Here is a 22,225-nt window from a genome sequence, read left to right as displayed (position 1 = left end):
GACACATGCAGACTCTGGCTGGCCCAGCCCGGTCGCCGGTACCGCCCGTCGTACGGGAGAACAGGCGCCGGCCCTCCGAGGTCCGCTCCTGGTTGCCGTGGTTGTTCATCACCCCCAATCTCGTCGGACTGATCGCCTTCACTCTGGGTCCGATGCTGGCCGGGCTGGGCATCGCGTTCACCCACTGGAACGTGCTGTCCGGCCTGGGCGGAATCGAGTGGGTGGGCCTGGACAACTTCGCCGAACTGTTCGCCGACCCCAAGTTCTGGAAAGCCCTGGGCCGCACGGTGTTCTTCGCCGGCCTCGGCGTGCCGATGTCGATCGCCTTCGGCCTGCTGCTCGCACTGGCCCTCAACCGGCCGCTGGTCGGCCGGGCCGCGCTGCGGGTCGTGTTCTTCGTACCCAGCATGGTCAACACGGTCGCCATCGGTATGGTTTGGCTGCTCGTGCTCAACCCCAGCGCCGGGCTGCTCAACCAGGCCCTGCGGATCCTGGGTCTGTCCGAGCCGCCGACCTGGCTGGTGTCCGAGGATTGGGCTCTGCCGGCGCTCGTGCTCATCCAGGTGTGGGCCGGCATGGGCTACCAAGCGGTGATCTACCTGGCCGCTCTCCAGGAACTGCCTCAGGACCTGCACGAGGCGGCGATGATCGACGGCGCCGGCGCGTGGCGCCGGTTCCGCACCATCACGTGGCCGAGCCTCATGCCGACCACCATCTTCCTGGCGATCACGTCGTTCATCGGCACGTCGCAGGGGTTCGGGTTGATCGCCTTCCTGACCGGCGGCGGCCCGGGGGAGTCCACCACCGTGCTGGCCTACTACATGTACCAGTCCGGATTTCAGGCCTACAAGTTCGGCTACGCCGCGGCGATAGGCGTCGTCACGTTCGCCGCGGTGCTGCTGCTGACGCTGGTGCTGTGGCGGTTCCAGAAGGGACGGGGGCTCTACACATGACCCGCAGCCGTAATGCCCGAACCCTGCAAACCTGGGTGCTGAGCGCTCTCATGTGGGCGATCGCGGTGCTCTTCGCCCTTCCGCTGCTGTGGATGATCTCGGCCTCGCTCAAACGCAACATCGACGTGTTCACGCTTCCGGTGACGTGGATTCCCGACCCGGTTCGGTGGGTCAACTACGTCGACGTGTGGGCCGGCGACCCGCCCCTGCTGCGCTACTTCGGCAACTCCCTGATCGTGGCGACCGTTGCCGTCACCGGCGAGCTGTTCACGTCCTCCCTCGCCGGGTACGCCTTCGCCCGCATGCGGTTCAAAGGTCGCGACCGCCTCTTCCTGCTCTACATCGCGACCTCGATCGTGCCGACCCAGTTGCTGCTCGTGCCCCGGTTCATGTTCTTCCAGGCCGTCGGCCTGTACGACACCCTGTGGGCGCTGATCCTGCCGAGCATGTTCACCGTCTTCGGCACCTTCCTGATGCGCCAGCATTTCTCCGCCGTGCCCGGAGAGCTCGCCGAGGCCGCCCGCATCGACGGTGCCGGCGAGTGGTCGATCTACTGGCGTATCTACCTTCCGATGGCGCGGCCCGTCCTCGCGGCACTGGCGATTCTCGGCTTCGTGTGGTCGTGGAACAGCTACGAGACGCCTCTGATCATGCTTTCCACCGACGAGAACTACACGCTTCCCGTCGGCCTGACCCGTTTCGTCGACGGCGACGGCGGCCTCGCCGGTGGCCTGTCCATGGCCGCGGCCACCTCGTCGGTCGTGCCGATGATCATCGTGTTTCTCGTGTTCCAGCGCCAGTTCCTGTCCGCACTGAGCCGCACCGGGCTCAAGTGACACCGACGGAGGCTCACAACGATGCGTGTTGAACACGCCGCACACGACATCACAGTGGTCGGCGGTGGTCTGGCGGGTGTGTGCGCCGCCATCGCCGCCGCCCGCCTGGGCCGGACGGTCGCGCTGATCAACAACCGGCCGGTGCTGGGCGGCAATTCCAGCAGCGAGGTGCGGGTCTGGGTGGTGGGTGCCACGAGCCACGGCGACAACCACTACGCCCGCGAAGGCGGGATCATGGGTGAGCTGTTCGTGGAGAACCAGTACCGCAACCCGCAGGGCAACCCGTACGTGTGGGACACGGTCGTGCTCGACGCGGTGCGGGCGGAATCGAACATCTCCCTGTATCTCAACACCGACGTCCGTGACGTCGAGGCGGGCGGGCCGCCCGAGGCGCGGCAGATCCACGCCGTCACCGGGTGGATGATGGGCTCCGAGCGGCTCATCCACTTCTCGTCGCCGATCTTTCTCGACTGCACCGGTGACGGCCTGATCGGACACCTGGCCGGCGCCGAGTACCGCATCGGCCGCGAGGCCAGCGGCCAGTACGGCGAACCCTGGGCGCCCGCCGAGGCCGACGACATCACCCTCGGCAGCACCCTGCTCTTCTACACCAAGGACGCAGGTGAGCCGGTCACCTACGTGGCGCCGTCGTTCGCCAAGGACATCACGCGGACCAGCATCCCGCAGCAGCGCCTTATCCGGGCCGGCGACAACGGCACCGCGTACTGGTGGATCGAGTACGGCGGCGAGTTGGACACCGTCCACGACAACGACGTCATCCGCGACGAACTGTGGTCGGTCATCTACGGCATCTGGGACCACATCAAGAACTCCGGCCGGTTCGACGCGGACACGATGACCCTGGAGTGGGTCGGGGCCGTCCCCGGCAAGCGGGAGTACCGGAGGTTCATCGGCGACCACGTGCTGACCCAGAACGACATCATGGGCCAGACGGAGTTCCCCGACCAGATCGCCTTCGGCGGTTGGTCCATCGACATGCATCCCCCGCAGGGCATGTACGCGACGGAGGCCGCCTCCAAACACCTGCACCCGGACGGCGTGTACCACATCCCCTACCGCTGCCTGTACTCGGTGAATACCACGAACCTGCTGTTCGCCGGACGCAACGTCTCGGCCAGCCACATCGCATTCGGGTCGACCCGGGTGATGGCCACCTGCGCGACGCTGGGCCAGGCGGCGGGAACCGCCGCCGTCCTGTGCCTCGACCGGCAGGTGGCCCCACGCGAACTCGACGTGGGTCACCTGCAACAGACGCTCCTGCGCTCCGACGCGTCCCTCATCGGCGTGGCCGCGGCTGACCCTACCGATCAGGCCCGCACGGCCCTGGTGACGGCGTCCTCGACGCTGGACGGGATCGAGGTGACCGAACCGGGTGCGGAGTGGCCGCTGACCGCCGACGCCGGCATCGTGCTGCCGGTCGATCCCGTCCTGGCGGGGCTGGAACTTCTCGTCGACGCGGCCGAGGCCACGACGCTCGTGGTGGACCTCTACGACCCCGGCCTCGGGCAGAACTACGTACCGGGCACGCTTGTCGACAGCGCGGAGGTCCCGGTCGGGGCGGGCGCCGGGCAGTGGGTCCGCCTTCCGCTGGAGTGGACGCCGCCCTCCGCGCGCAACGCCTTCCTGCGGGTGCGGGCCAACCGCGCCGTGACCCTGCACATCGCGGACACGACCGTCCCCGGCGTTCTGTCCCTGTCCCACGTGCCGCCGACGCCGGACCTGGAGGAGCGGCAACCGGTGCTCGAGTGGAAGAGCGGCGCCCTCCGCCGCCGGACCTTCTGCCTGCGCACCGGTCCGACCGCGGCCTACTCCGCCGACAAGGTGGTCGACGGGTACCTGCGCCCCTTCGCCGGACCGCACCTGTGGATGTCGCGGCCCCTCGCCACGGACGGCGAGCCGTGGTTGCAACTGGCCTGGGCGGAGCCGGTGACGGTGAGCCGGGTCGAGATCATCGCCAACGACGACGTCAACGAGGACCTGATCAATCTGCCCCATCACCGGATGCCGTTCACGCTCATGCCGACGCTCGTGCGCGACTACCGGATCGAGGCCCGTGCCGCCGGGGCCGGCTGGCAACCGCTCGTGTCGGTGGCCGACAACCGGCAGCGGCGCCGCACGCACAGTCTCGCGGCCCCGATCGTGACCGACCGGATCAGGGTTGTCGTCACCGCCACCAACGGCACCGGGTCGGCCCAGCTGATCGCCGTGCGGGCCCACGCCTGACGGTCTGCCGTCGCAGTCCACCGAAGCAACGATCCTCGAACAGGAGACCACGTCCGTGCCCCTCAGTCCCATGCCGGAGACGCAGGCGCCCTGGCCCGGCCGTGACCGGCTGCGCATCACCGGCGTCCGGTCGATCGTCACCGCCCCGGAGGGCGTGCCCCTCGTCGTCGTCCGGGTCGACACCACCGATCCCGGCCTGTACGGGCTCGGATGCGCGACATTCACCCAGCGGTTCCACGCGGTCGCCGCCACCGTCGACCGTCATGTCGCGCCGCTGCTCGTCGGCCGCCATCCGGCCGACATCGAGGACATCTTCCGGATGATCCATTTCTCGTCGTACTGGCGCAGCGGCCCGGTCACCAACAACGCCCTGTCCGGCGTCGACCAGGCGCTGTGGGACATCGCCGGTAAACGGGCCGGCATGCCCGTCTACGAGTTGCTCGGCGGGCGGGTCCGAGCGGCGGCCGACACGTACCTGCACGCCGGCGGGGCCACCGTCGACGACACCCTGGAGCAGGCCCGCGTCCTGCTCGATCGGGGCTACCGGCACGTCCGGCTGCAGGTCGGCGGCCCCGGCGCCGGAACCTACGGCGCTCCGGCCACGCCCGGCGAGTACACCGGAACACCGCATCCCGGCGGGTGGGACGTGCACCGTTACCTGCGCGACACTCCGGACCTGTTCGCGCAGGCCCGCGCGGCCCTCGGGCCCGAGCCGCACCTGATGCACGACGTCCATTCCCGGCTGACCGTCAAGCAGGCTGTCGGATTGGTCCGCCGGCTCGAGGAGTACCGGTTGTTCTTCCTGGAGGATCCGATCGCCCCGGAGTTCTACGACCGGCTGAGCGAGGTCCGCGCGGCCGCACCCATGCCCATCGCCGCCGGGGAACAGGTGGCGTCGGTGGCCGACGCGGCCCGGCTCGTGACGGGTGGCGGCGTCGATCTGCTGCGTCTGCACATCTCCTCGATCGGCGGCCTGAGCCCGGCGCGCAAGCTCGTCGCCCTGTGCGAACTCCACGGTGTGGGCACCGCCTGGCACGCGCCGGCCGACGTGTCCCCGGTCGGCGCGGCGGCGAACGTCGCGCTCGACGTGACCAGCGCGGCGTTCGTCGTCCAGGAGGGCCACGAGTACGCACCGGCCGTCCACGCGGTGTTCCCGGGCACGCTCGCACCCCGCAACGGCTTCCTCTTTCCGTCGGACGCACCCGGGTGGGGCATCGGCCTCGACGAGGCGGAGGCGGCCAAGTACCCGCCCGTGGAGCACCTTCACGAACGGTGGTCGGCCCAGGTACGGCATCTCGACGGCGGGATCGTGGCCCCGTGAAAATCGACCGTGTCGAGACCTTCCTCGTGGCGCCCCGCTGGCTCTTTCTGAAGATCACCACCGATGACGGTGTCGTCGGCTGGGGCGAACCGGTCGTGGAGGGCCGCGCCGAGACCGTCCGGGCCGCGATCGGTGAGCTGTCCGACCTGCTCATCGGCAGCGATCCGATGCGCATCGAAGACCACTGGCAGGTCCTCACCCGCGGCGGCTTCTACCGTGGCGGCCCCGTGCTGTCCAGCGCCGTCGCCGGCATCGACCAGGCGCTGTGGGACATCGCCGGAAAGGTCCGCGGGGCACCGGTCCACGAACTGCTCGGCGGGCCGGTACGCGACCGCGTCCGGATGTACGGCTGGGCGTACGGCGAGACCGCCGAACAGGTCGCCGAAGCCGCCGCGGCGGCGATCGCAGCTGGATACACCGCCGTCAAGATCGCGCCGCCGGGCGCGATGGCGTTCCTGGACACACCCGCGGTCCTGCGATCCGTCGTCGATCTCCTGGCCATGGTCCGGGAGGCGATCGGTCCCGACAACGACGTGGCGATCGACCTGCACGGCCGAGCCTCGATCCCCGCCAGCCGTCGCCTCCTGCCGCTGCTGGAGCCGTACGTGCCCCTGTTCGTCGAGGAACCGCTGCGGCCGGAGTACTCCAGCGACATCGCCCGGATCGTCACGGCGACCGCACTGCCGATCGCCACTGGCGAACGGCTCTACACGCGGCGCGAGTTCCGGGACGTCCTGGACGCCGGTGTGGCAGTCGTCCAACCTGACCTCTCGCACGCCGGAGGCATCTCCGAGGTCCGGCGCATCGCCGCGGTCGCCGAGATGTACGACGCCGTCCTGGCCCCGCACTGCCCGCTCGGCCCCATCGCCCTGGCCGCATGCCTGCAGATCGACCTGGCCATACCCAACTTTCTCATTCAGGAACAGGCCCTTGGCATCCACTACAACAACGGCCAGGACGGCCTGAACTATCTCGTCGACGCCGACGTCCTGCGGTTGCGCGACGGGCACGTGGAGCGACTCGGCGCACCCGGTCTCGGCATCGACGTCGACGAAAACGCGGTGCGCGAGGCGGCGGCACGAGGCCACCGGTTCCGTTCCCCCGTCTGGCGCGGCCCGGACGGCGCGTTCACCGAGTGGTGACGACCCGCCCGACTCCCGACCAACCAGCCCCGTGGAGATGCCATGGCACTGTTCGACCTGCCCGAAGACCTTCTGCGCAGCTACCGGCCCGACGTCGCGGAGCCGGAGGACTTCGACAGCTTCTGGACCACGACGCTCCAGGACGCGCGCGCCCATCAGCTGGATCTCACCGTCACACCGGCCGACAACGGGCTCGCAGTGATCGACACCCTTGACGTCACCTTCGCCGGCTACGACGGCAACCCGGTCAAGGCCTGGCTGCACCTGCCCGTCACCCGCAGCGGTCCACTGCCCGCCGTGGTGGAGTACGTCGGATACGGCGGGGGCCGCGGCCTGCCGCATGAGAGACCGCTGTGGGCCATGGCCGGATATGCCCACTTCATCATGGACACCCGGGGTCAGGGCGCGAAGGGCCCCAGGGGCGACACACCCGATCCTGACCCCACTGGTGACCCCGCGATCGCGGGCTTCACCACCCGAGGCATCGCCAGTCCGGAGACCTACTACTACCGCCGGGTCTTCACCGACGGGGTCCGTGCTGTCGACGCCGTACGTGAGCTGTCCGAGGTGGACCCGAGCAGGGTGGCCGTCACCGGGACCAGCCAGGGTGGCGGAATCGCCACCGCCGTGGCCGGCCTCGCGTCAGGTCTTGTGGCCGCAATGCCCGACGTCCCGTTCCTCGCCGACTTTTCCCGTGCGCTGACCATCACCGACGCCTCGCCGTACGCCGAGATCACCGGCTATCTCAAGGTCCGCCGAGACGAACGGGATCAGGTGCTGCGCACGCTCTCGTACTTCGACACGGTCAGCCACGCCAAGCGGGCCAGCGCCTCGGCGCTGTACTCCGTCGGGCTGATGGACCAAGCCTGCCCACCCTCGACCGTGTTCGCCTCGTACAACCACTACGCGGGACCGAAGGAGATCCGCGTCTACCCGTTCAACGGCCACGAAGGGGGCCAGGCGTTCCATGAGGCCGAGAAGCTGAGGTTTGCCGCCAAGCCGCTCAGCGGGTGAGCGGGGCACAGCCGACCCGCCGGCGACCGGGATCACGTCACCATCAGCAGCACCGCGAAGGAGGAGCCGGCATGCAGCCGCACCCCAATCACCGATGGCTGCGCTGGCCATCGGATCCGTCCCGGAGCCGTCTCGCGTTCGGCGCCGACTACAACCCCGAGCAGTGGCCCCGCCACATCTGGGACGCGGACGTTCGAGCCATGCAGGTGGCCGGCGTGAACATCGTCTCCCTGGCGATCTTCTCCTGGGCCCGGATCCAGCCGCAGGCGGACGTGTGGGACTTCGCGTGGCTCGACGACGTCATGGACCTGCTGCACGCCCACGGCATCGCCGTCGACCTGGCCACCGCGACCGCATCCCCGCCGCCCTGGCTGACCACGATGCACCCGGAGATCCTGCCGATCGACCGAGACGGCCGCACCATCTGGCCCGGCGCCCGGCAGCACTGGCGGCCGACTTCGCCGATCTTCCGATCGCATGCGCTCCGCCTGACCCGCGCACTCGCCGAGCGGTACCGCAACCACCCGGCGCTGACCGCCTGGCATGTCAACAACGAACTGGGCGGCGACAACGCCTACGACTACTCAGACGACGCCGCAGCCGCGTTCCGGCACTGGCTGCGCCGCCGGTACGGCACCCTGGAGGCCCTCAACCGGGCCTGGGCGACCACGTTCTGGTCGCAGCAGTACAGCGACTGGGCGCAGATCCTGCCACCACGGCTGGCGACCACGCACCCCAACCCGACGCAGCAACTGGACTTCAAGCGGTTCTCCTCCGATGCGCTCAAGGACCACCTGCGCGCCGAACGATCCGTGCTGTACGAAGTGACCCCGGACATTCCCGTCACCACCAACTTCATGGTCATGGGCTGGTCCAAGGCCATCAACTACGCCGACTGGGCCGCCGAGGTCGACTTCATCGCCAACGACCACTACACGACGCCGGGCCCGCAGGCGCACGACGAACTGTCGTTCTCGGCCAACCTCACCGCGAACCTGGCCGGCGGGCGGCCGTGGTATCTCATGGAGCACTCCACCAGCGCGCTCAACTGGCAGCCGATCAACGTCGCCAAGGAGCCAGGCGAGATGGCCCGCGACTCGCTCACGCACGTCGCCCACGGCGCCGACGCGGTCTGCTTCTTCCAATGGCGCCAGTCCGCGGCGGGCGCCGAGAAGTACCACTCGGCGATGGTGCCCCACGCCGGCGTCGACAGCACCATCTTCCGCGCCGTCGCCGATCTCGGCGCCACGCTGCGCGATCTCGCCGAGGTGGCCGGCACGACGCGCCGGCCGGCCGGCACGGCCATCGTCTTCGACTGGGAATCCTGGTGGACGGCGGAACACGACGCACACCCCAGCGACCGGCTCCGCTACCGGCAGGAGGCCCTCGACTGGTACACCGCCCTTCTCAAACTCGGTATCCGCGCCGACGTGGTCCCCGTCGACGCGCCGCTGCATCGCTACGGTCTGCTCGTCGCCCCGATCCTGCATGTCGTGCCCGGCGCACTCGCCGACCGGCTACGCAGCTACGTCGCCGGCGGCGGCCACCTCGTCACCACCTACTTCTCCGGCATCGTGGACGAGCACGACCACGTCTGGCTCGACGGCTACCCGGGAGCCCTGCGCGATCTGCTCGGCATCAGGATCGAAGAGTTCGCTCCCCTGCCCGACGAGGAGTGCGTCGATCTCGACAACGGCACGGTCGGCACCCTGTGGACCGACCGCATCGACCTCACGGACCCCACGACCGAGGTCCTGGCCCGGTACAGCCACGGCGGCCAGACTGGCCGCCCGGCCATCACCCGTCGGGCCGTGGGTTCCGGATCCGCCGCCTACGTCTCCACCCGCCTGCGGCCCGACGGGCTCAGCGTCGTCTTGGCCGACCTGGCGAAACGAGCCGGCATCCACAGCGAACTCCCGCCGGGCCTGCGCGGTCGCGTCGAACTGGCCGTACGCGGACCGTACTGGTTCCTGATCAACCGTACTGGGCAGCCCCTCGACATCTCCGCCGTCGGCGGCGAACGGCTCGGCGCCGGGACCGCAGTCCTGGCACCGCGCGCCGTAGCGGTCCTGCGTCGCGCCGCGGTCCCGGACCCGGCGGGTAAATCATGATCACCTGGCCCTCGGCGCCCGCTGCGGCGCCGCCTGGACCGAACCGTGCCGCGCGATCTCGCAGGCCGGCCCGCCCATCCTCAGCGAGGAGCTCCTTGAGTGTCCACGATTACCGCTACGGAACCTGATCCGCCGCTCGACGCGCATCCGCGGATGGGAGCGGCGGCTGAGGAGGAGCGCGGCGTCCTCGACTGGTCGGGCGACCGCGACCTGCGCATTGGGCCGTGGCTCGAGCGGTCCGCCCTGGCGGTCGGTTTCTGTGCTCCGCTGTGGACGGTGACCGCACGAAAGTCCGTCGATTCGGTGGCGTCGGTCGAGGACGGGCCGCTTCGGGTGCGGTCGGTCGCGCCGGTTTCGGTACCGCCCACGGTGGTGTGGTGAGCGCGCTGCCCGGTGCGCTGGCCCGGTGTCCGGCGATCGCGATCGTCCGCGCGCGGTCGGTCCGCTACGTCCCGGCGGTGCTCGATGTCCTGGCCGAGGCCGGGGTCACGGCGGTCGAGGTGGCCCTGACGACGCCCGGCGGGCTGCGCGCCATCGCGGGTGCCGCCAGGACGCCGGGGCTCGTCGTCGGGGCCGGCACCGTGCTGGATGCCGCGCAGGCCCGGGCGGCCGTGGATGCCGGCGCCCGGTACCTGGTCACGCCGGCTGTGGTGCCCGATGTGATCGCGGCTGGCGTCCACGCCGGTGTTCCGGTCGTGTGCGGCGCGCTGAGCCCGACAGAGATCCTCGCTGCCGTCCGGGCCGGCGCGGCGCTCGTGAAGGTGTTTCCGATCGGGACGGTCGGCGGTGTCGGCTATCTGCGGGCGGTGCGTGCGCCGCTGCCGGACATCCCGCTCGTGCCGACCGGGGGCATTTCCGCCGCCGAGAGCGTCGCCTATCTGCGGGCGGGGGCCCGGGCGGTCGGTATCGGCGGGCCGCTCGTCGGCGACGCGGTCGACGGTGGCGACCTCGCCGCGCTCGCCGGCCGAGCCGAGACCCTGGTACGGACGCTGCGCCCGGAGCCGGCCGATGCCTGATCTGGTCACGTTGGGCGAGGCCATGGCGGTCGTGCGCGCCACGGCCGTCGGCCCGCCACGCCCCGGCGCCGCGGCGCAGCTGTCGTTCGCCGGGGCGGAGTCGACGGTCGCGATCGGGGTCCGGCGGCTCGGCCACTCGGCGCGGTGGATCGGGCGTCTGGGTTCGGACGCCTTCGGTGACATGATCCTGGCCGCGCTGCGCGCCGAAGACGTCGCTGTCGACGCGGTCGCTCGCGACGCGGACCGGCCCACCGGTCTGCTGGTCCGTCACCGCCGTACCGCGGACCGGGCGGCTGTGGCCTATTACCGCACGGGCGGTGCCGGGGCGGCGGTGGGGCCGCACGACGTTCCCGCCGACGTGCTGCCGACGGCGCGCGTGCTGCACCTGACGGGAATCACCCCGGCGCTCGGGGAACAACCACGCGCCGCGGTCGAGGCCATCGTGGCGGCGGCCCGCCGGGCCCGCACCCGGATCACCTTCGACGTCAACTACCGGCGTCGCCTGTGGTCCGAGGTCGAGGCTCGGCCGGTGCTGCGTCGACTGGTCGCGGGGTCTGCGACAGTGTTCGCCGGGGCCGAGGAGGCCGCCCTCGTGCTCGATCGGCCAGAGCCGGTGGACGCGGTCCAGCTGGCCCGCGGCCTGGCCGAGCTCGGCCCTGAGGAGGTCGTGCTGAAGCTCGGTGCGGCGGGCGCCCTCGTGCTGGCCGGCGGCGACGTCGCACGGGTGCCGGCCGTCGCGGTGACGGCCGTGGACGTCGTCGGGGCGGGCGACGGATTCGTCGCGGGCTACCTGTCGGGTCTGCTGGACGAGCTGCCCCCGGCGGGCCGGTTGGCCCGCGGCGCTGTCTGCGGGGCGTTCGCGGTGTCCACCACGGGTGACTGGGAGGGTCTGCCGACGCGCGCGGAGCTCGGCCTGCTCACCGGCCCGGATGTGGTGCGGTGACTCGGTGCGGACTGCTCCCGCAACCGCAGACCGACCTCGAGGACGTTCGACATCTTTGGCCGACCGTCGTGAATTCGGTGGCGGGGGTGGACCAACCGTTGCGAGACTCGGTCCCGTGCCCGTGCCCGTGCCCGAGCCGGACCGCTTCCGAGCCGCCGTACACCTCTGGGCGGCCGGCGGTCCCGCCGCCGCGACGGCCGCAGCCGCGGCCCGGGAGTCGGCGGCCGGTCTGCGTATGGTCGTCCTCGTCGAGGGGGTCAGCGACCAGCACGCGGTGGAGGCCCTGGCGGAACGACGGCACCGTGATCTCGCCGGTGAGGGTGTCTGCGTGGTGCCGCTCGGCGGCGCGATGAGCGTCGGCCGGTACCTGCGGCTGTTCGGACCGCAGGGCCTCGCCATCACGGTACGGGGGCTGTGCGACGAGGCCGAGGAGGGCTTCTTCCGCCGTGGCCTGGAGCAGGCGGGCCTCGGTGCCGCCCTGGACCGGTCGGCGATGGAGGCGCTCGGTTTCGGTGTGTGCGTGACCGACCTGGAGGACGAGTTGATCCGCGCGCTGGGCAGCGCTGGTGTCGAGCGGGTCATCGATGCCGAGCGGGATCTGGCCAGGTTCCGGATCTTCCAGAGGCAGCCCGCGCAGCGCGGGCGGACGATCGAGCGGCAACTGCGCCGTTTCCTGGGCACGATGAGCGGTCGCAAGGCCCGGTACGCTCGTGCGCTCGTCCGCGCCGTCGACCCGGGCGCCATCCCCCGACCACTGGATCGGTTGCTCGGCTGACGGTTCTGCCACCGGCAGATCTGCTACCGGTGAACAGGGCTGTCGATCGCCGGCCCGCACCGGCAGGGTGGGCGGATGAGATTGTTGGTGCTCGGCGGTACGGGTTTCGTGGGCGGTGCGACGGTCACCGAGGCGGTCCGCCGTGGCTGGTCGGTGACCGTCTTCAACCGGGGGCTGCACGGGACGGTGCCTCCGGGCGTACACCGGTTGCGGGGTGACCGCAGCGCGCCGGACGGCCTGGCGGCGTTGGCCGGCGGCGAGTGGGACCTGCTGGTGGACACCTGGGACGGCGCGCCGCGCGCCGCCGGGGACGCCGCGCGCGCGTTGGTCGACGCGGTCGGCCACTACGTGTACGTGTCCAGCGGGTCGGTCTACGCCGACCCGGCCGCTGCCGGGCTGGACGAGGACTCCCCGGTGGTGGACGCCGACCCGGACTCCGTCGACGGCGACTACCCGCAGCTCAAGTCCGGTGCGGAGCGTGCCGTGCGGGAGGTCTTCGGGCAGCGGGCGCTGGTCGCCCGGGCCGGGCTGATCCTTGGCCCGGGGGAGGACATCGGTCGGCTGCCCTGGTGGTTGCGGCGTGTCGAGCGGGGCGGCGACGTGCTCGCCCCCGGGCCGGCGGACCTGCCGGTGCAGTACGTCGACGTCCGTGACCTGGCGGGCTGGATGCTGGACGCGGGCGCCCGGCGGGTGGGCGGCACGTTCAACGCGATCGGTCGGCGGGCGCAGACCACGATGGGCGAGCTGCTCGACGCGTGTGTGGCAGTCACCGGTGCCGACGCCCGGCTGTGCTGGACCGATCCGGCGCCGATCCTCGCCGCCGGTGTGCAGCCGTGGAGCGACCTACCGATCTGGCTGCCGGTCGGTCACCCGTACCGGGGGTTGCTGGAGCGGGACGTCAGCCGCGTCTTCGCCGCCGGGCTGACCTCCCGGCCGGTGGCCGAGACCGTCGCGGACACCTGGCGGTGGCTCCGCGAGGTGGGCACGGTCCCGCCGCGCGCCGGGCGGCCGGACCGCGGCTCGATCGGTCTCGCCCCGGAACGGGAGGCCGCCGTGCTCAGCGGCTGATCCCCGCGCCCTCAGCGTTCCCGGACCACCGCGACCGGACAGCTGGCGTGCTGGATCACCTGCTGGCTGACCGAGCCGAGCAGCATCCCGGCCAGTCCGCCCCGACCTCGGCTGCCCACCACCACCGCCTGCGCGGCCCGGCTCGCCTCGATCAGCATCGCCGCCGGGCTGCCCGGGATCACGTCGACGGTGACGCTCAGCTCGGGAAACGTCCGTCGCCACGGTTCCAGTGCCTGCTCCACGGCGGCCCGCTCGTCGGGCACCCCGGCCGCCCCACCGGGGCCCGGTGTCCAGGCGTGCAGCACGCGCAGCGGCATTTGCCGCCGTGCCGCCCGTTCGGCGGCGAAACCGAGCGCCACCAGCGACGGCGCCGAACCGTCCACCCCGACCGCCACCGGGCCGTCCGGTCGGCCGGCCGTGCCGTCGCGGACCACCACGACCGGGCAGTGCGCGTGCGCGGCGACCGACACGGCCGTGGACCCGGCCAGCAGCCCCCCGAAACCGCCGTGGCCTCGGCTGCCGAGCACCAGCATCCCGGCCTCGGCCGAGCGTTCCTGCAACACCAGCGCGGGTGGCCCGTCGTACACCTCGCCGGTGATCCGCAGCTCGGGGTGGGTGGCGGCGGCGTTCGCCGCGGCCTTGCGCACCAGGTCCTCGACCTGCCGGCGGACGGTCTCGTCCGGCCAGACCCCGGGCGCCAGGCCCGGACCGACCCAGCCGGCCACGGTCAGCCATTCGAAGACGTACGCCAGTCGCACCGGTCGGCCGCTGTGCCGTGCCTCCTCCAGCGCCCAGTCCACCGCCACCGAGGCGTCGGTGGAGCCGTCGAAGCCGACCAGGATCTCCGCGTCGCGCACGTCGTCCTCCTCAGGGGTTCGTCGGGTCGGTCGCACGGACCCAGCGCCACTCGGCGACCGCGGGATCGTCCTCGCCGTACCGGCGGGTGTAGTCGCGGGCGGCCTGCCGGGCGTCGACCATCCGCTGGCGCAGGTGCGCGGCGCGGGCCCCCAGGCCGGGCACTCGGTCGATGACGTCGATGACCAGGTGGAAACGGTCCAGGTCGTTGAGCATCACCATGTCGAACGGGGTGGTGGTGGTCCCTTCCTCCTTGTAACCGCGTACGTGCAGGTTGTCATGGTTGCTGCGGCGGTAGGTGAGTCGGTGGATCAACCAGGGATAACCGTGGTACGCGAAGATGACCGGCCGGTCCGCCGTGAAGATGGTGTCGAACTCGTTGTCGGTCAGGCCGTGCGGGTGCTCGGTGTCCGTCTGCAGGCGCATCAGGTCGACCACGTTGACCAGGCGCACCTTCAACTCGGGGAGGTTCTGGCGGAGCAGCTCGACGGCGGCCAACGTCTCCAGGGTGGGCACGTCGCCGCAGCAGGCGAGCACCACGTCCGGCTCGGTGCCCTCGTCGTTGCTGGCCCACTCCCAGATGCCCAGGCCACGCCGGGTGTGCTGGATCGCCTCGGGCATCGTCAGCCAACTCGGTGCCGACTGCTTACCGGCGACCACCACGTTGATGTAGTGCCGGCTGCGCAGGCAGTGGTCCATGGTGGCGAGCAGGGTGTTGGCGTCCGGCGGCAGGTAGACCCGTACCACCTCGGCCTTCTTGTTGACCACGTGGTCGATGAAGCCCGGGTCCTGGTGGGAGAAGCCGTTGTGGTCCTGACGCCAGACGTGGCTGGACAGCAGGTAGTTCAGCGAGGCGATCGGTTGCCGCCAGGGGATGGCCCGGGTCACCTTCAGCCACTTGGCGTGCTGGTTGAGCATCGAGTCGACGATGTGGATGAACGCCTCGTAGCTGGTGAAGACGCCATGCCGGCCGGTGAGGAGGTAGCCCTCCAGCCAACCCTGGCACAGGTGCTCGGAGAGCACCTCCATGACCCGGCCGTCGGGGGAGAGGTGGTCGTCGCCGGCGACGGTGGCCGCCACCCACGCCCGCCCGGTCACCTCGAACGCGGCGCCCAGCCGGTTGGAGGCGACCTCGTCCGGGCCGAACAGTCGGAACGTCTCCGGGTTGGCGCTGATGACGTCGCGGAGCCACGGGCCGAGCACCCCTGTCGCACCGGCCATCGGCTTGCCCGGTTCGGGGACGTCCACGCCGTAGTCGCGAAAGTCGGGCAGGGCCAGGTCGCGCAGCACCACACCACCGTTGGTGACCGGGTTGGCGCTCATCCGCCGGTCCCCGTGCGGCGGCAACGCCCGCAGCTCGTCCACCGGCGCGCCGGTGGCGTCGAACAGCTCCTCGGGCCGGTAGCTGCGCAGCCACCGCTCCAGCTCGGCCAGGTGCGCCGGGTTGTCGCGTACCCCCGACAGTGGCACCTGATGGGCGCGGTACGTGCCCTCCACCTGGACGCCGTCGACCTCGCTCGGGCCGGTCCAGCCCTTCGGCGTCCGCAGGATGATCATCGGCCAGCGGCGGCGCTCGGCGGCGCCTCCGGAACGGGCCCGCCGCTGGATCTCGGCGATCTCGTCCAGCGCGCGGTCCATCGTCGCGGCGAGCGTGCGGTGCACCACGGCGGGGTCGTCGCCGGCCACCTCGTACGGCTGGTAGCCCGAACCGCGCATGAGGTCGAGCAGGTCGGTCTCGGGGATCCGGGACAGCACCGTCGGGTTGGCGATCTTGTAGCCGTTGAGGTGCAGGATGGGCAGCACCGCGCCGTCGCGTGCGGGGTTGAGGAACACGTTGGAGAGCCAACTGCCGGCCAGTGGTCCGGTCTCCGCCTCACCGTCGCCGACCACGCAGGCCACCACGAGATCCGGGTCGTCGAACGCGGCGCCGTAGGCGTGGCTCAACGCGTACCCCAGCTCGCCGCCCTCGTGGATCGAGCCCGGCACGTCCGACGCGACGTGGCTGGGGATGCCACCGGGGAAGGAGAACTGGCGGAACAGCTTGGCCATCCCGGCCTCGTCGCGTGCCACGTCGTGGTAGCGCTCCGACCAGGTGCCCTCCAGCCAGGTGTTGGCCACGATGGCCGGGCCGCCGTGCCCGGGGCCGGTGACCAGCATGGCGTTGAGGTCACGCGCCACAATCACCCGGTTGAGGTGGGCGTAGACGAGGTTGAGCCCGGGGCTGGTGCCCCAGTGCCCGAGCAGCCGGGGCTTGATGTCGTCGCGGGTCAGCGGCTCCCGCAGCAGCGGGTTGCCCAACAGGTAGATCTGCCCGACGGTGAGGTAGTTCGCGGCGCGCCAGTAGGCGTCCAGCCGGCGTAGCTCGTCGTCGGTGAGGGCGCGGTGCACGTCGAGAGCGGTGTCCATCAGGCTGCCTCTCGCGGGTAGGAGTGGGGCGTGCGGCTTCGCCGCCGCGAACGCCAGGGATCAGGGCCGTTGGTCCCGTGCCGTCGGGGTGACCGGCCCGGTCAGCGGCGCCTCGGCCAGGCCACGGACGACGACCACCGGTGCGGGGGAGTGGTAGAGCAGGGACTGGGCGACCGCGCCCAGCATCGCTCGCCCCGGTTCGTCGCCGCGGGCGGCGACAAGCGCCACCTGCGACGTGCGGGACGTGTCGATCAGGACCTGACCGGGGTCGCCGCGAACGACCCGGCATTCGGTGGGCACCGAGCCGTTGCGGCCGGTGTGCTGGGCCACCGCCTCGACGAGTTGCTCGGTGACCGCGTCGGCGTCCTCGTCCTGCTCCACCACCCGCAGCGCGAGCAGCCGGGCGTCCCGGCGGGCCGCGCACTCCACGGCCCACCGCAGGGCGAGGTGTGAGCTGGGTGAGCCGTCCACCCCGACCAGCACCGGCCCCTGCGGTGGTGGCTCGTGGCGGACCACCAGCAGGGGGCAACCGGCCCGCGCGGCCAACTGCACGGCGGGCGTCTCGGCCGGGACGCACTGGCCGCTGCCGGCCATGCCGCTGTCGCCGACGGCCAGCAGGAAGGCCGTCTCCGACCGGCGGATGAGGGTGGCGAGCATGCCGCTCTCGATGATCTCGCTGCCCACAGTCAGCTCGGGCTCGACCTGGTGGGCGAGTTGGGCGGCTCGGGTGAGCAGCTCCTCGGCCCGGTCGCGGGGCGCGGCGACGCTGTCCGCGGCGAAGGCCGCCTGCCAGTCGAACATGTGCAGCAGGTGCAGTGGCCGACCGTGCCCGGCGGCTTCCTGTGCGGCCTGTTCGACGACCGGAAGGTCGAGGATCGAGCCGAGGCCGACCAGCACCGCTGCGTCGGCGGGTGCGGCCATCGATATCACCTCCCGGGCGTCACGCCCGGCCTGACCAAGCTGTCCCTGACCGAGGGTAGCCGGGGCGACACGGTGATGGGCCGGTTCCGGCACTCCCGGAGACGTCAACTGGGGTTGACGCGAGTGGTGCTGTCAACGTATGTTGACGGCATGAGTCAGGCGACAGAACTCGCGGCGGCAGCCGGCAGCACCGACCCCCGGGTCGGGCTGCGCGCCGTCCGCGCGCTGCGCCGGCTGCTCGAGCGGCTCGAGGTGGTCCAGGTGGACAACGCCCGTCGACAGGGCTGGTCCTGGCAGGAGATCGCCGACGCGCTCGAGGTCAGCCGGCAGGCGGTGCACAAGAAGCACGCCGGACGACCGGCGGTCAACTCATCCTGGGAGGCGTGATGTTCGAACGGTTCACCGACCGGGCGCGCGACGTGGTGCGACGGTCGCTGGAGGAGGCGCGGGCCGAGGGCCAACGGCCGGTCGGCACCGAGCACCTGCTGCTCGCCCTGCTCGACGACGACGCGGGCCTGGCCAGCCGGGTGCTCGCCGACGCCGGCGTACGCGCCGACGACCTTCGCGAGCGCGTCCGCCAGCACACCGTGGGCGGCGGGGCCGGCCTCGGCGACGCGGACGCGGCGGCCCTGCGGGAGATCGGCATCGACCTAGCCGCGATCGTGGCCCGCATCGAGCAGTCCTTCGGCCCGGACGCGCTGCGGGAGGCCGTGCCGGCACCGCGCCGCCGGTGGGGGCGAAAGCGCTACCTCGGCGGGCCGTTCTCGCCCCGCTCGAAGAAGGCGCTGGAGTTGTCCCTGCGCGAGGCGCTGCGCCTGCGCCACAAGCACATCGGCACCGAGCACATCCTGCTCGGGGTGCTCCGGGAGGGCCACGGGCTGGGCGCGTTGGTGCTCACCGAATCGGGGATCGACCTCGACGACCTGCGCCGCCGGGTGGAGGCCGCGCTCCGGGCGGCGGCCTGACGCGTGGGCTCGTGTTGAAACCTGTCTGTGGCACTTCCGACGCCGGCCGGTCACCGGGTCGCTGAAGCCGTCCCGGTGCTGCACACTGACGCCGTGGATGCTGGACAGGACAGGCGGCCCTCGGGTGGCGACGGTGGGCTGCGCTCCGCCGTGGTGGTCAACCCGACGAAGGTCGACGATCTCGACGAGCTGCGCCGAATCGTGAACGACGCCCTCGCCGCAGCCGGTTGGCCCGAGCCGCAGTGGTACGAGACCACCGTCGACGACCCGGGCCGCGGTCAGACCGAGCAGGCCGTCAAGGCCGGCGTCGACCTGGTCTTCGCCTGCGGCGGCGACGGCACCGTGATGTCCTGCGTCAGCGGGCTTGTCGGCACCGACGTAGCCCTCGCCGTGCTGCCGCAGGGCACCGGCAACCTGCTCGCCGCCAACCTCGGCCTCTCCACCGACCTGGCCGCCGGGCTCCAGGTCGCCGTCGAGCGGGGCCGACGACTGCTCGACGTCGGCGCCGTCGAGGACAAATACTTCACAGTCATGGCCGGCATGGGCTTCGACGCCCAGATGCTCGAGGCCACCAACGAGACCACCAAGGCCCGCATCGGCTGGCCCGCGTACGTGGTGGGCGCCGCCCGGCACCTGCGCGACCGGCCGATGCGGGTGCAGATCCGCATCGACGACCGCCCGCTGCTGCGCCGCCGGGCCCGCTCCGTCCTGATCGCCAACGTGGGCCGACTCCAGGGCGGCGTCACCCTGCTGACCGAGGCCGAGCCGGACGACGGCTGGCTCGACGTCGCGGTGCTCACCCCGCGCAGCCTGCGGCACTGGCTCGCGCTCGGTTGGGCGGTGATCCGCCGCAGCGGCCAGGTGCCCCGGATGGAGGTGTTCCGGGCCCGACGCGTGGTAATCACCAGCAACCGGGCTCAACCCCGGCAGCTGGACGGCGACCTCATCTCCCCGGACCGGCAACTGGAGGCAGAAGTCCGGCCCCAGGCGCTCTGGCTCTGCGTCCCCCAACCCGAGGACGCCCCCGACCTGGCCGACGATGCGCGAAGCGCCGGGAAGCGGGGCGAGCAGCTGATCGAGGAAGCACGCCGTGAGTAGCACCCGGATCGTGCCGGAGACCCGGCTGATGGCCGACGAGGAACTGTCCGCCGACGACGCCTGGCACACACTGCGGCGGCAGAACACCTGGCACCTGCTGCGGGACGCCTTCATCCGGTTCCGCTACGGCGACGGGTTCAGCCACTCCCGGGCCTTCGCCCTGCAACTCTGCCTCGCCGTGGTGCCGTTCCTGATCGCCCTCACCGGCCTGATCAGCGAGCTGGGCGTCGAGGAGGGCGGTCAGGTCGTCGCCGACACCGTCCTGGCGCTCACCCCCGGCCAGAGCGCGCAGATGGTCGGCGAGCTGCTGGGCGAGGGCGAACGCGTCGAGGACGCGGGCGAACTGGCACTCACCCTCGGTCTGCTGACCGGACTGTTCGCGCTGACCACCACCATGGCCCAGATCGAACGGGGGGCCAACCGCATCTACGGCGTCGAACGGGACCGCCCCGCGCTGCGCAAGTACCTCCGCGCCGCGGTGCTGGCCGTCACCGCCGGCCTGCCCGCGCTCGCCGGCTTCCTGATCCTGGTCGGTGGTGGCGCGATGGGCGACTCGGTACGCAAGCACTACGAGTGGGGCGCGTTCGCCAACGGCATCTGGGACGTGGTCCGCTTCCCCCTGAGCCTCGGGCTGACCGTCCTCGCCGTCGCCGTGCTGTTCCGGCACGCGCCACGACGCAACCAGCCCGGCCTGTCCTGGTTGTTCTTCGGTGCCGGCATCGCCACGGTCCTGTGGTGGCTGGCCAGCCTGCTGCTCGCCGCGTACGTGCGCTTCAGCGACGGTTTCGGGCAGACCTACGGCGCGTTGACCGGCATGATGGCGCTGCTGCTCTGGGCCAACCTGACCGGCATGGCGCTCTTCGGAGGGCTGTCCTTCGCCGCCCAACTGGAGGCGCTGCGCATCGGGGTGCGGGAGCCGGCCCAACCAGACCTGTGGGAGCCCGACACGGACCGCGTCGAGCTGCTCGACACCGGGGACATGTCGGCGCTCTAACGGCACCGGCGTGTACGACGAACGCGGATCGGGTAAAGCGGCCCCGCCAGAGCCGAACAAGGAGGTGCGGGGTGACCGCGGTCAAGGAGATGGCGCGACGTCCGATCGGTCACTTCGCCGAGCGGAGCATCGCGGGTCTGGCGGCCGTCACCGGCGCCGGGGTGGCCTTCGGGCTGCTGTTGCTGCTCGTGCGGGTGCGGTGGAGCCCGTTGCAGGACGCCGACCACGCCGTCGCCGAGTGGTTCAACGGGCTCGTCGCCCCGCACCACGCCCTGGTCACCGTCCTGCAGGCGGTGACCGACCTGGGTGGCCGACCGATCTACATCTGGTTGGTCACCGTCGCCGTGGTCGGGCTGCTGATCCGCAAACAGCCACGGCTGGCCGTCTACCTCATCGTCACCGGAGTCGGTGGTCTGATCCTCGACCCGTCGCTGAAGACGCTTGTTGGTCGGCTCCGTCCGGTGGTGGACGTGCCGATCGCCAGCGCACCGGGCAACAGCTTCCCGAGCGGACACGCGCTGGGTTCGATCGTCGCGTACGGGGCCCTGCTGCTGGTGTTCCTGCCGGCCATGGCGCCGCGCTGGCGCAAGCCCGCGATCGTCGGCTTCAGCGTGCTGGTGGCGGTGATCGGCCTGACCCGGATCGCGTTGGGCGTGCACTACATCTCGGATGTGCTGGCCGGCTGGCTGCTCGGCGCGGCCTGGTTGGGCGTCACCGCGTACGCCTTCCGGCTGTGGCGTCGTGAGCGTGGGCGACCGGTGCCGTCGCTGAGCGAGGGCCTGGAGCCGGAGGCCGGGCACGACATCGCCGCCGCCCCGGCCGAGGAGCACGTGCTGGCCCACCCCCGCTCGGCGCTGGCCGAGCTGCTGGTCGGCTGGGTGCTCGTGTTCGGGGCGCTGTACGCCTTTGGCACGTACGTCAGCTACCACGCCAAGGGCACCCTCTTCGACACTCTCGACACCGAGGTGCCGCGCTGGTTCGCCGAGCGGCACACGGACGTGTTGACCGACGTGAGCTGGTGGTGGAGCAAGTTCGGCGACACCCACGCGATCCTGATCATCTCGCTGGTGTTCTGCCCACTGGTGCTGGCGGTCTGGCGGCGCTGGCGTCCGGTGCTCTTCCTGGCGTTGGCGATGGTGGGTGAGTTGACCCTGTTCCTCGCCTCGGCCCGCGCCGTCGACCGACCGCGCCCGCCGGTGGAGAACCTCGACGGGCAGATGCCCACCTCGTCGTTCCCGTCCGGGCACATCGCGGCCACCATCTGCGTCTGGCTGGCGATCACCGTCATCGTGTTCCCGCGTACCGACAGGTGGTGGCGGTGGCTCTTCGTGGCGCTGGCCGTGGTCATGCCGGTCGGGGTCGCCACCTCCCGGATGTACCGGGGGATGCACCACCCGACCGACTTCATGGGCGCGATCCTGCTCTCCGCGCTCTGGATCGGGCTGCTCTACCTCGTCATCCGCCCGAACGCCGACCTGAGGGAAGGCAACCAACCGGCCATCGAGTCGGAGGACGTGGACACCCTCGACGACGAGCTGGCGCGGGCCGGCCGAGCCGACTGAG

Annotated in this window: 20 protein-coding genes; 17 read left to right on the top strand and 3 right to left on the bottom strand. The window is 71.4% G+C overall.

All coding sequences use genetic code 11. The features are described from left to right. Positions 1-5 precede the first annotated feature (5 nt). From AB0B14_RS11855 to AB0B14_RS11800, 12 genes are all read left to right on the top strand, one after another. Positions 6-953 carry a sugar ABC transporter permease gene (locus AB0B14_RS11855; protein ID WP_357522397.1) on the top strand — a complete coding sequence of 316 codons (948 nt, stop codon included), beginning with the start codon at positions 6-8 and terminating at the stop codon, positions 951-953. After that, positions 950-1,789: a carbohydrate ABC transporter permease gene (locus tag AB0B14_RS11850; protein ID WP_357070084.1), complete on the top strand. Its 840-nt coding sequence runs from the start codon at positions 950-952 to the stop codon at positions 1,787-1,789. Before AB0B14_RS11855 ends, AB0B14_RS11850 begins: the two co-directional genes overlap by 4 nt. A 21-nt stretch (positions 1,790-1,810) precedes the next feature. Continuing rightward, entirely contained in the window at positions 1,811-4,033 is a 2,223-nt protein-coding gene (locus AB0B14_RS11845) for an FAD-dependent oxidoreductase (RefSeq protein WP_357070082.1), read from the top strand. Between the two features lie 55 nt (positions 4,034-4,088). Next, positions 4,089-5,354, top strand: a complete 1,266-nt coding sequence (locus tag AB0B14_RS11840; protein WP_357070080.1) for an enolase C-terminal domain-like protein — start codon at positions 4,089-4,091, stop codon at positions 5,352-5,354. Next, positions 5,351-6,496 carry a galactonate dehydratase gene (dgoD, locus tag AB0B14_RS11835; protein WP_357070078.1) on the top strand — a complete coding sequence of 382 codons (1,146 nt, stop codon included), beginning with the start codon at positions 5,351-5,353 and terminating at the stop codon, positions 6,494-6,496. Before AB0B14_RS11840 ends, dgoD begins: the two co-directional genes overlap by 4 nt. Positions 6,497-6,538: 42 nt before the next feature. Further along, complete coding sequence (locus tag AB0B14_RS11830) at positions 6,539-7,510, top strand: acetylxylan esterase (RefSeq protein ID WP_357070076.1); 972 nt, start codon at positions 6,539-6,541, stop codon at positions 7,508-7,510. 71 nt (positions 7,511-7,581) lie between these two features. Continuing rightward, positions 7,582-9,621 (top strand): beta-galactosidase, encoded by a 2,040-nt coding sequence (locus AB0B14_RS11825; RefSeq protein WP_357070074.1) that lies wholly within the window; start codon positions 7,582-7,584, stop codon positions 9,619-9,621. Between the two features lie 99 nt (positions 9,622-9,720). Further along, complete coding sequence (locus AB0B14_RS11820) at positions 9,721-10,002, top strand: hypothetical protein (RefSeq protein WP_357522396.1); 282 nt, start codon at positions 9,721-9,723, stop codon at positions 10,000-10,002. Further along, the gene (locus tag AB0B14_RS11815; RefSeq protein WP_357522395.1) at positions 9,999-10,637 is read left to right on the top strand and encodes a bifunctional 4-hydroxy-2-oxoglutarate aldolase/2-dehydro-3-deoxy-phosphogluconate aldolase; all 639 of its coding nucleotides are present in this window, start codon (positions 9,999-10,001) and stop codon (positions 10,635-10,637) included. Before AB0B14_RS11820 ends, AB0B14_RS11815 begins: the two co-directional genes overlap by 4 nt. Next, positions 10,630-11,580: a sugar kinase gene (locus AB0B14_RS11810; RefSeq protein ID WP_357522394.1), complete on the top strand. Its 951-nt coding sequence runs from the start codon at positions 10,630-10,632 to the stop codon at positions 11,578-11,580. The genes AB0B14_RS11815 and AB0B14_RS11810 overlap by 8 nt, the downstream gene beginning before the upstream one ends. A gap of 115 nt (positions 11,581-11,695) precedes the next feature. Beyond that, positions 11,696-12,355 (top strand): TOPRIM nucleotidyl transferase/hydrolase domain-containing protein, encoded by a 660-nt coding sequence (locus AB0B14_RS11805; RefSeq protein ID WP_357522393.1) that lies wholly within the window; start codon positions 11,696-11,698, stop codon positions 12,353-12,355. A gap of 75 nt (positions 12,356-12,430) precedes the next feature. Next, positions 12,431-13,423, top strand: a complete 993-nt coding sequence (locus tag AB0B14_RS11800) for an NAD-dependent epimerase/dehydratase family protein (RefSeq protein ID WP_357522392.1) — start codon at positions 12,431-12,433, stop codon at positions 13,421-13,423. Between the two features lie 11 nt (positions 13,424-13,434). On the opposite strand, the gene AB0B14_RS11795 is transcribed toward AB0B14_RS11800, so the two are convergent. From AB0B14_RS11795 to AB0B14_RS11785, 3 genes are read right to left on the bottom strand one after another with little or no spacing between them, the layout of a single operon-like run. After that, positions 13,435-14,280 (bottom strand): universal stress protein, encoded by an 846-nt coding sequence (locus AB0B14_RS11795; RefSeq protein ID WP_357522391.1) that lies wholly within the window; start codon positions 14,278-14,280, stop codon positions 13,435-13,437. 10 nt (positions 14,281-14,290) lie between these two features. Continuing rightward, a complete protein-coding gene (locus tag AB0B14_RS11790) occupies positions 14,291-16,684 on the bottom strand; it encodes a phosphoketolase family protein (RefSeq protein ID WP_357522390.1) in 2,394 nt (797 codons plus the stop codon). A 60-nt stretch (positions 16,685-16,744) separates the two neighbouring features. Then, on the bottom strand, positions 16,745-17,605 hold the full coding sequence (locus AB0B14_RS11785) for a universal stress protein (RefSeq protein ID WP_357070056.1): 861 nt from the start codon (positions 17,603-17,605) through the stop codon (positions 16,745-16,747). A gap of 150 nt (positions 17,606-17,755) precedes the next feature. On the opposite strand from AB0B14_RS11785, the gene AB0B14_RS11780 reads away from it, so the two are divergent. From AB0B14_RS11780 to AB0B14_RS11760, 5 genes are all read left to right on the top strand, one after another. Further along, complete coding sequence (locus tag AB0B14_RS11780) at positions 17,756-17,992, top strand: HTH domain-containing protein (protein ID WP_007457155.1); 237 nt, start codon at positions 17,756-17,758, stop codon at positions 17,990-17,992. Then, complete coding sequence (locus AB0B14_RS11775; RefSeq protein WP_357522425.1) at positions 17,992-18,570, top strand: Clp protease N-terminal domain-containing protein; 579 nt, start codon at positions 17,992-17,994, stop codon at positions 18,568-18,570. Before AB0B14_RS11780 ends, AB0B14_RS11775 begins: the two co-directional genes overlap by 1 nt. Before the next feature lie 93 nt (positions 18,571-18,663). Continuing rightward, on the top strand, positions 18,664-19,668 hold the full coding sequence (locus AB0B14_RS11770; RefSeq protein ID WP_357070054.1) for a diacylglycerol kinase family protein: 1,005 nt from the start codon (positions 18,664-18,666) through the stop codon (positions 19,666-19,668). Further along, positions 19,661-20,662, top strand: a complete 1,002-nt coding sequence (locus AB0B14_RS11765) for a YihY/virulence factor BrkB family protein (RefSeq protein ID WP_357070051.1) — start codon at positions 19,661-19,663, stop codon at positions 20,660-20,662. Before AB0B14_RS11770 ends, AB0B14_RS11765 begins: the two co-directional genes overlap by 8 nt. A gap of 71 nt (positions 20,663-20,733) precedes the next feature. Beyond that, complete coding sequence (locus tag AB0B14_RS11760; protein ID WP_357070049.1) at positions 20,734-22,224, top strand: phosphatase PAP2 family protein; 1,491 nt, start codon at positions 20,734-20,736, stop codon at positions 22,222-22,224. Position 22,225: the final 1 nt, after the last annotated feature.

It is taken from the genome of Micromonospora sp. NPDC049171 (genome assembly GCF_040648275.1).
Taxonomy (GTDB): Bacteria; Actinomycetota; Actinomycetes; order Mycobacteriales; family Micromonosporaceae; genus Micromonospora.
Note: the sequence above shows the minus strand (reverse complement) of the source record. Positions and strands in the feature narration are given on the sequence as shown.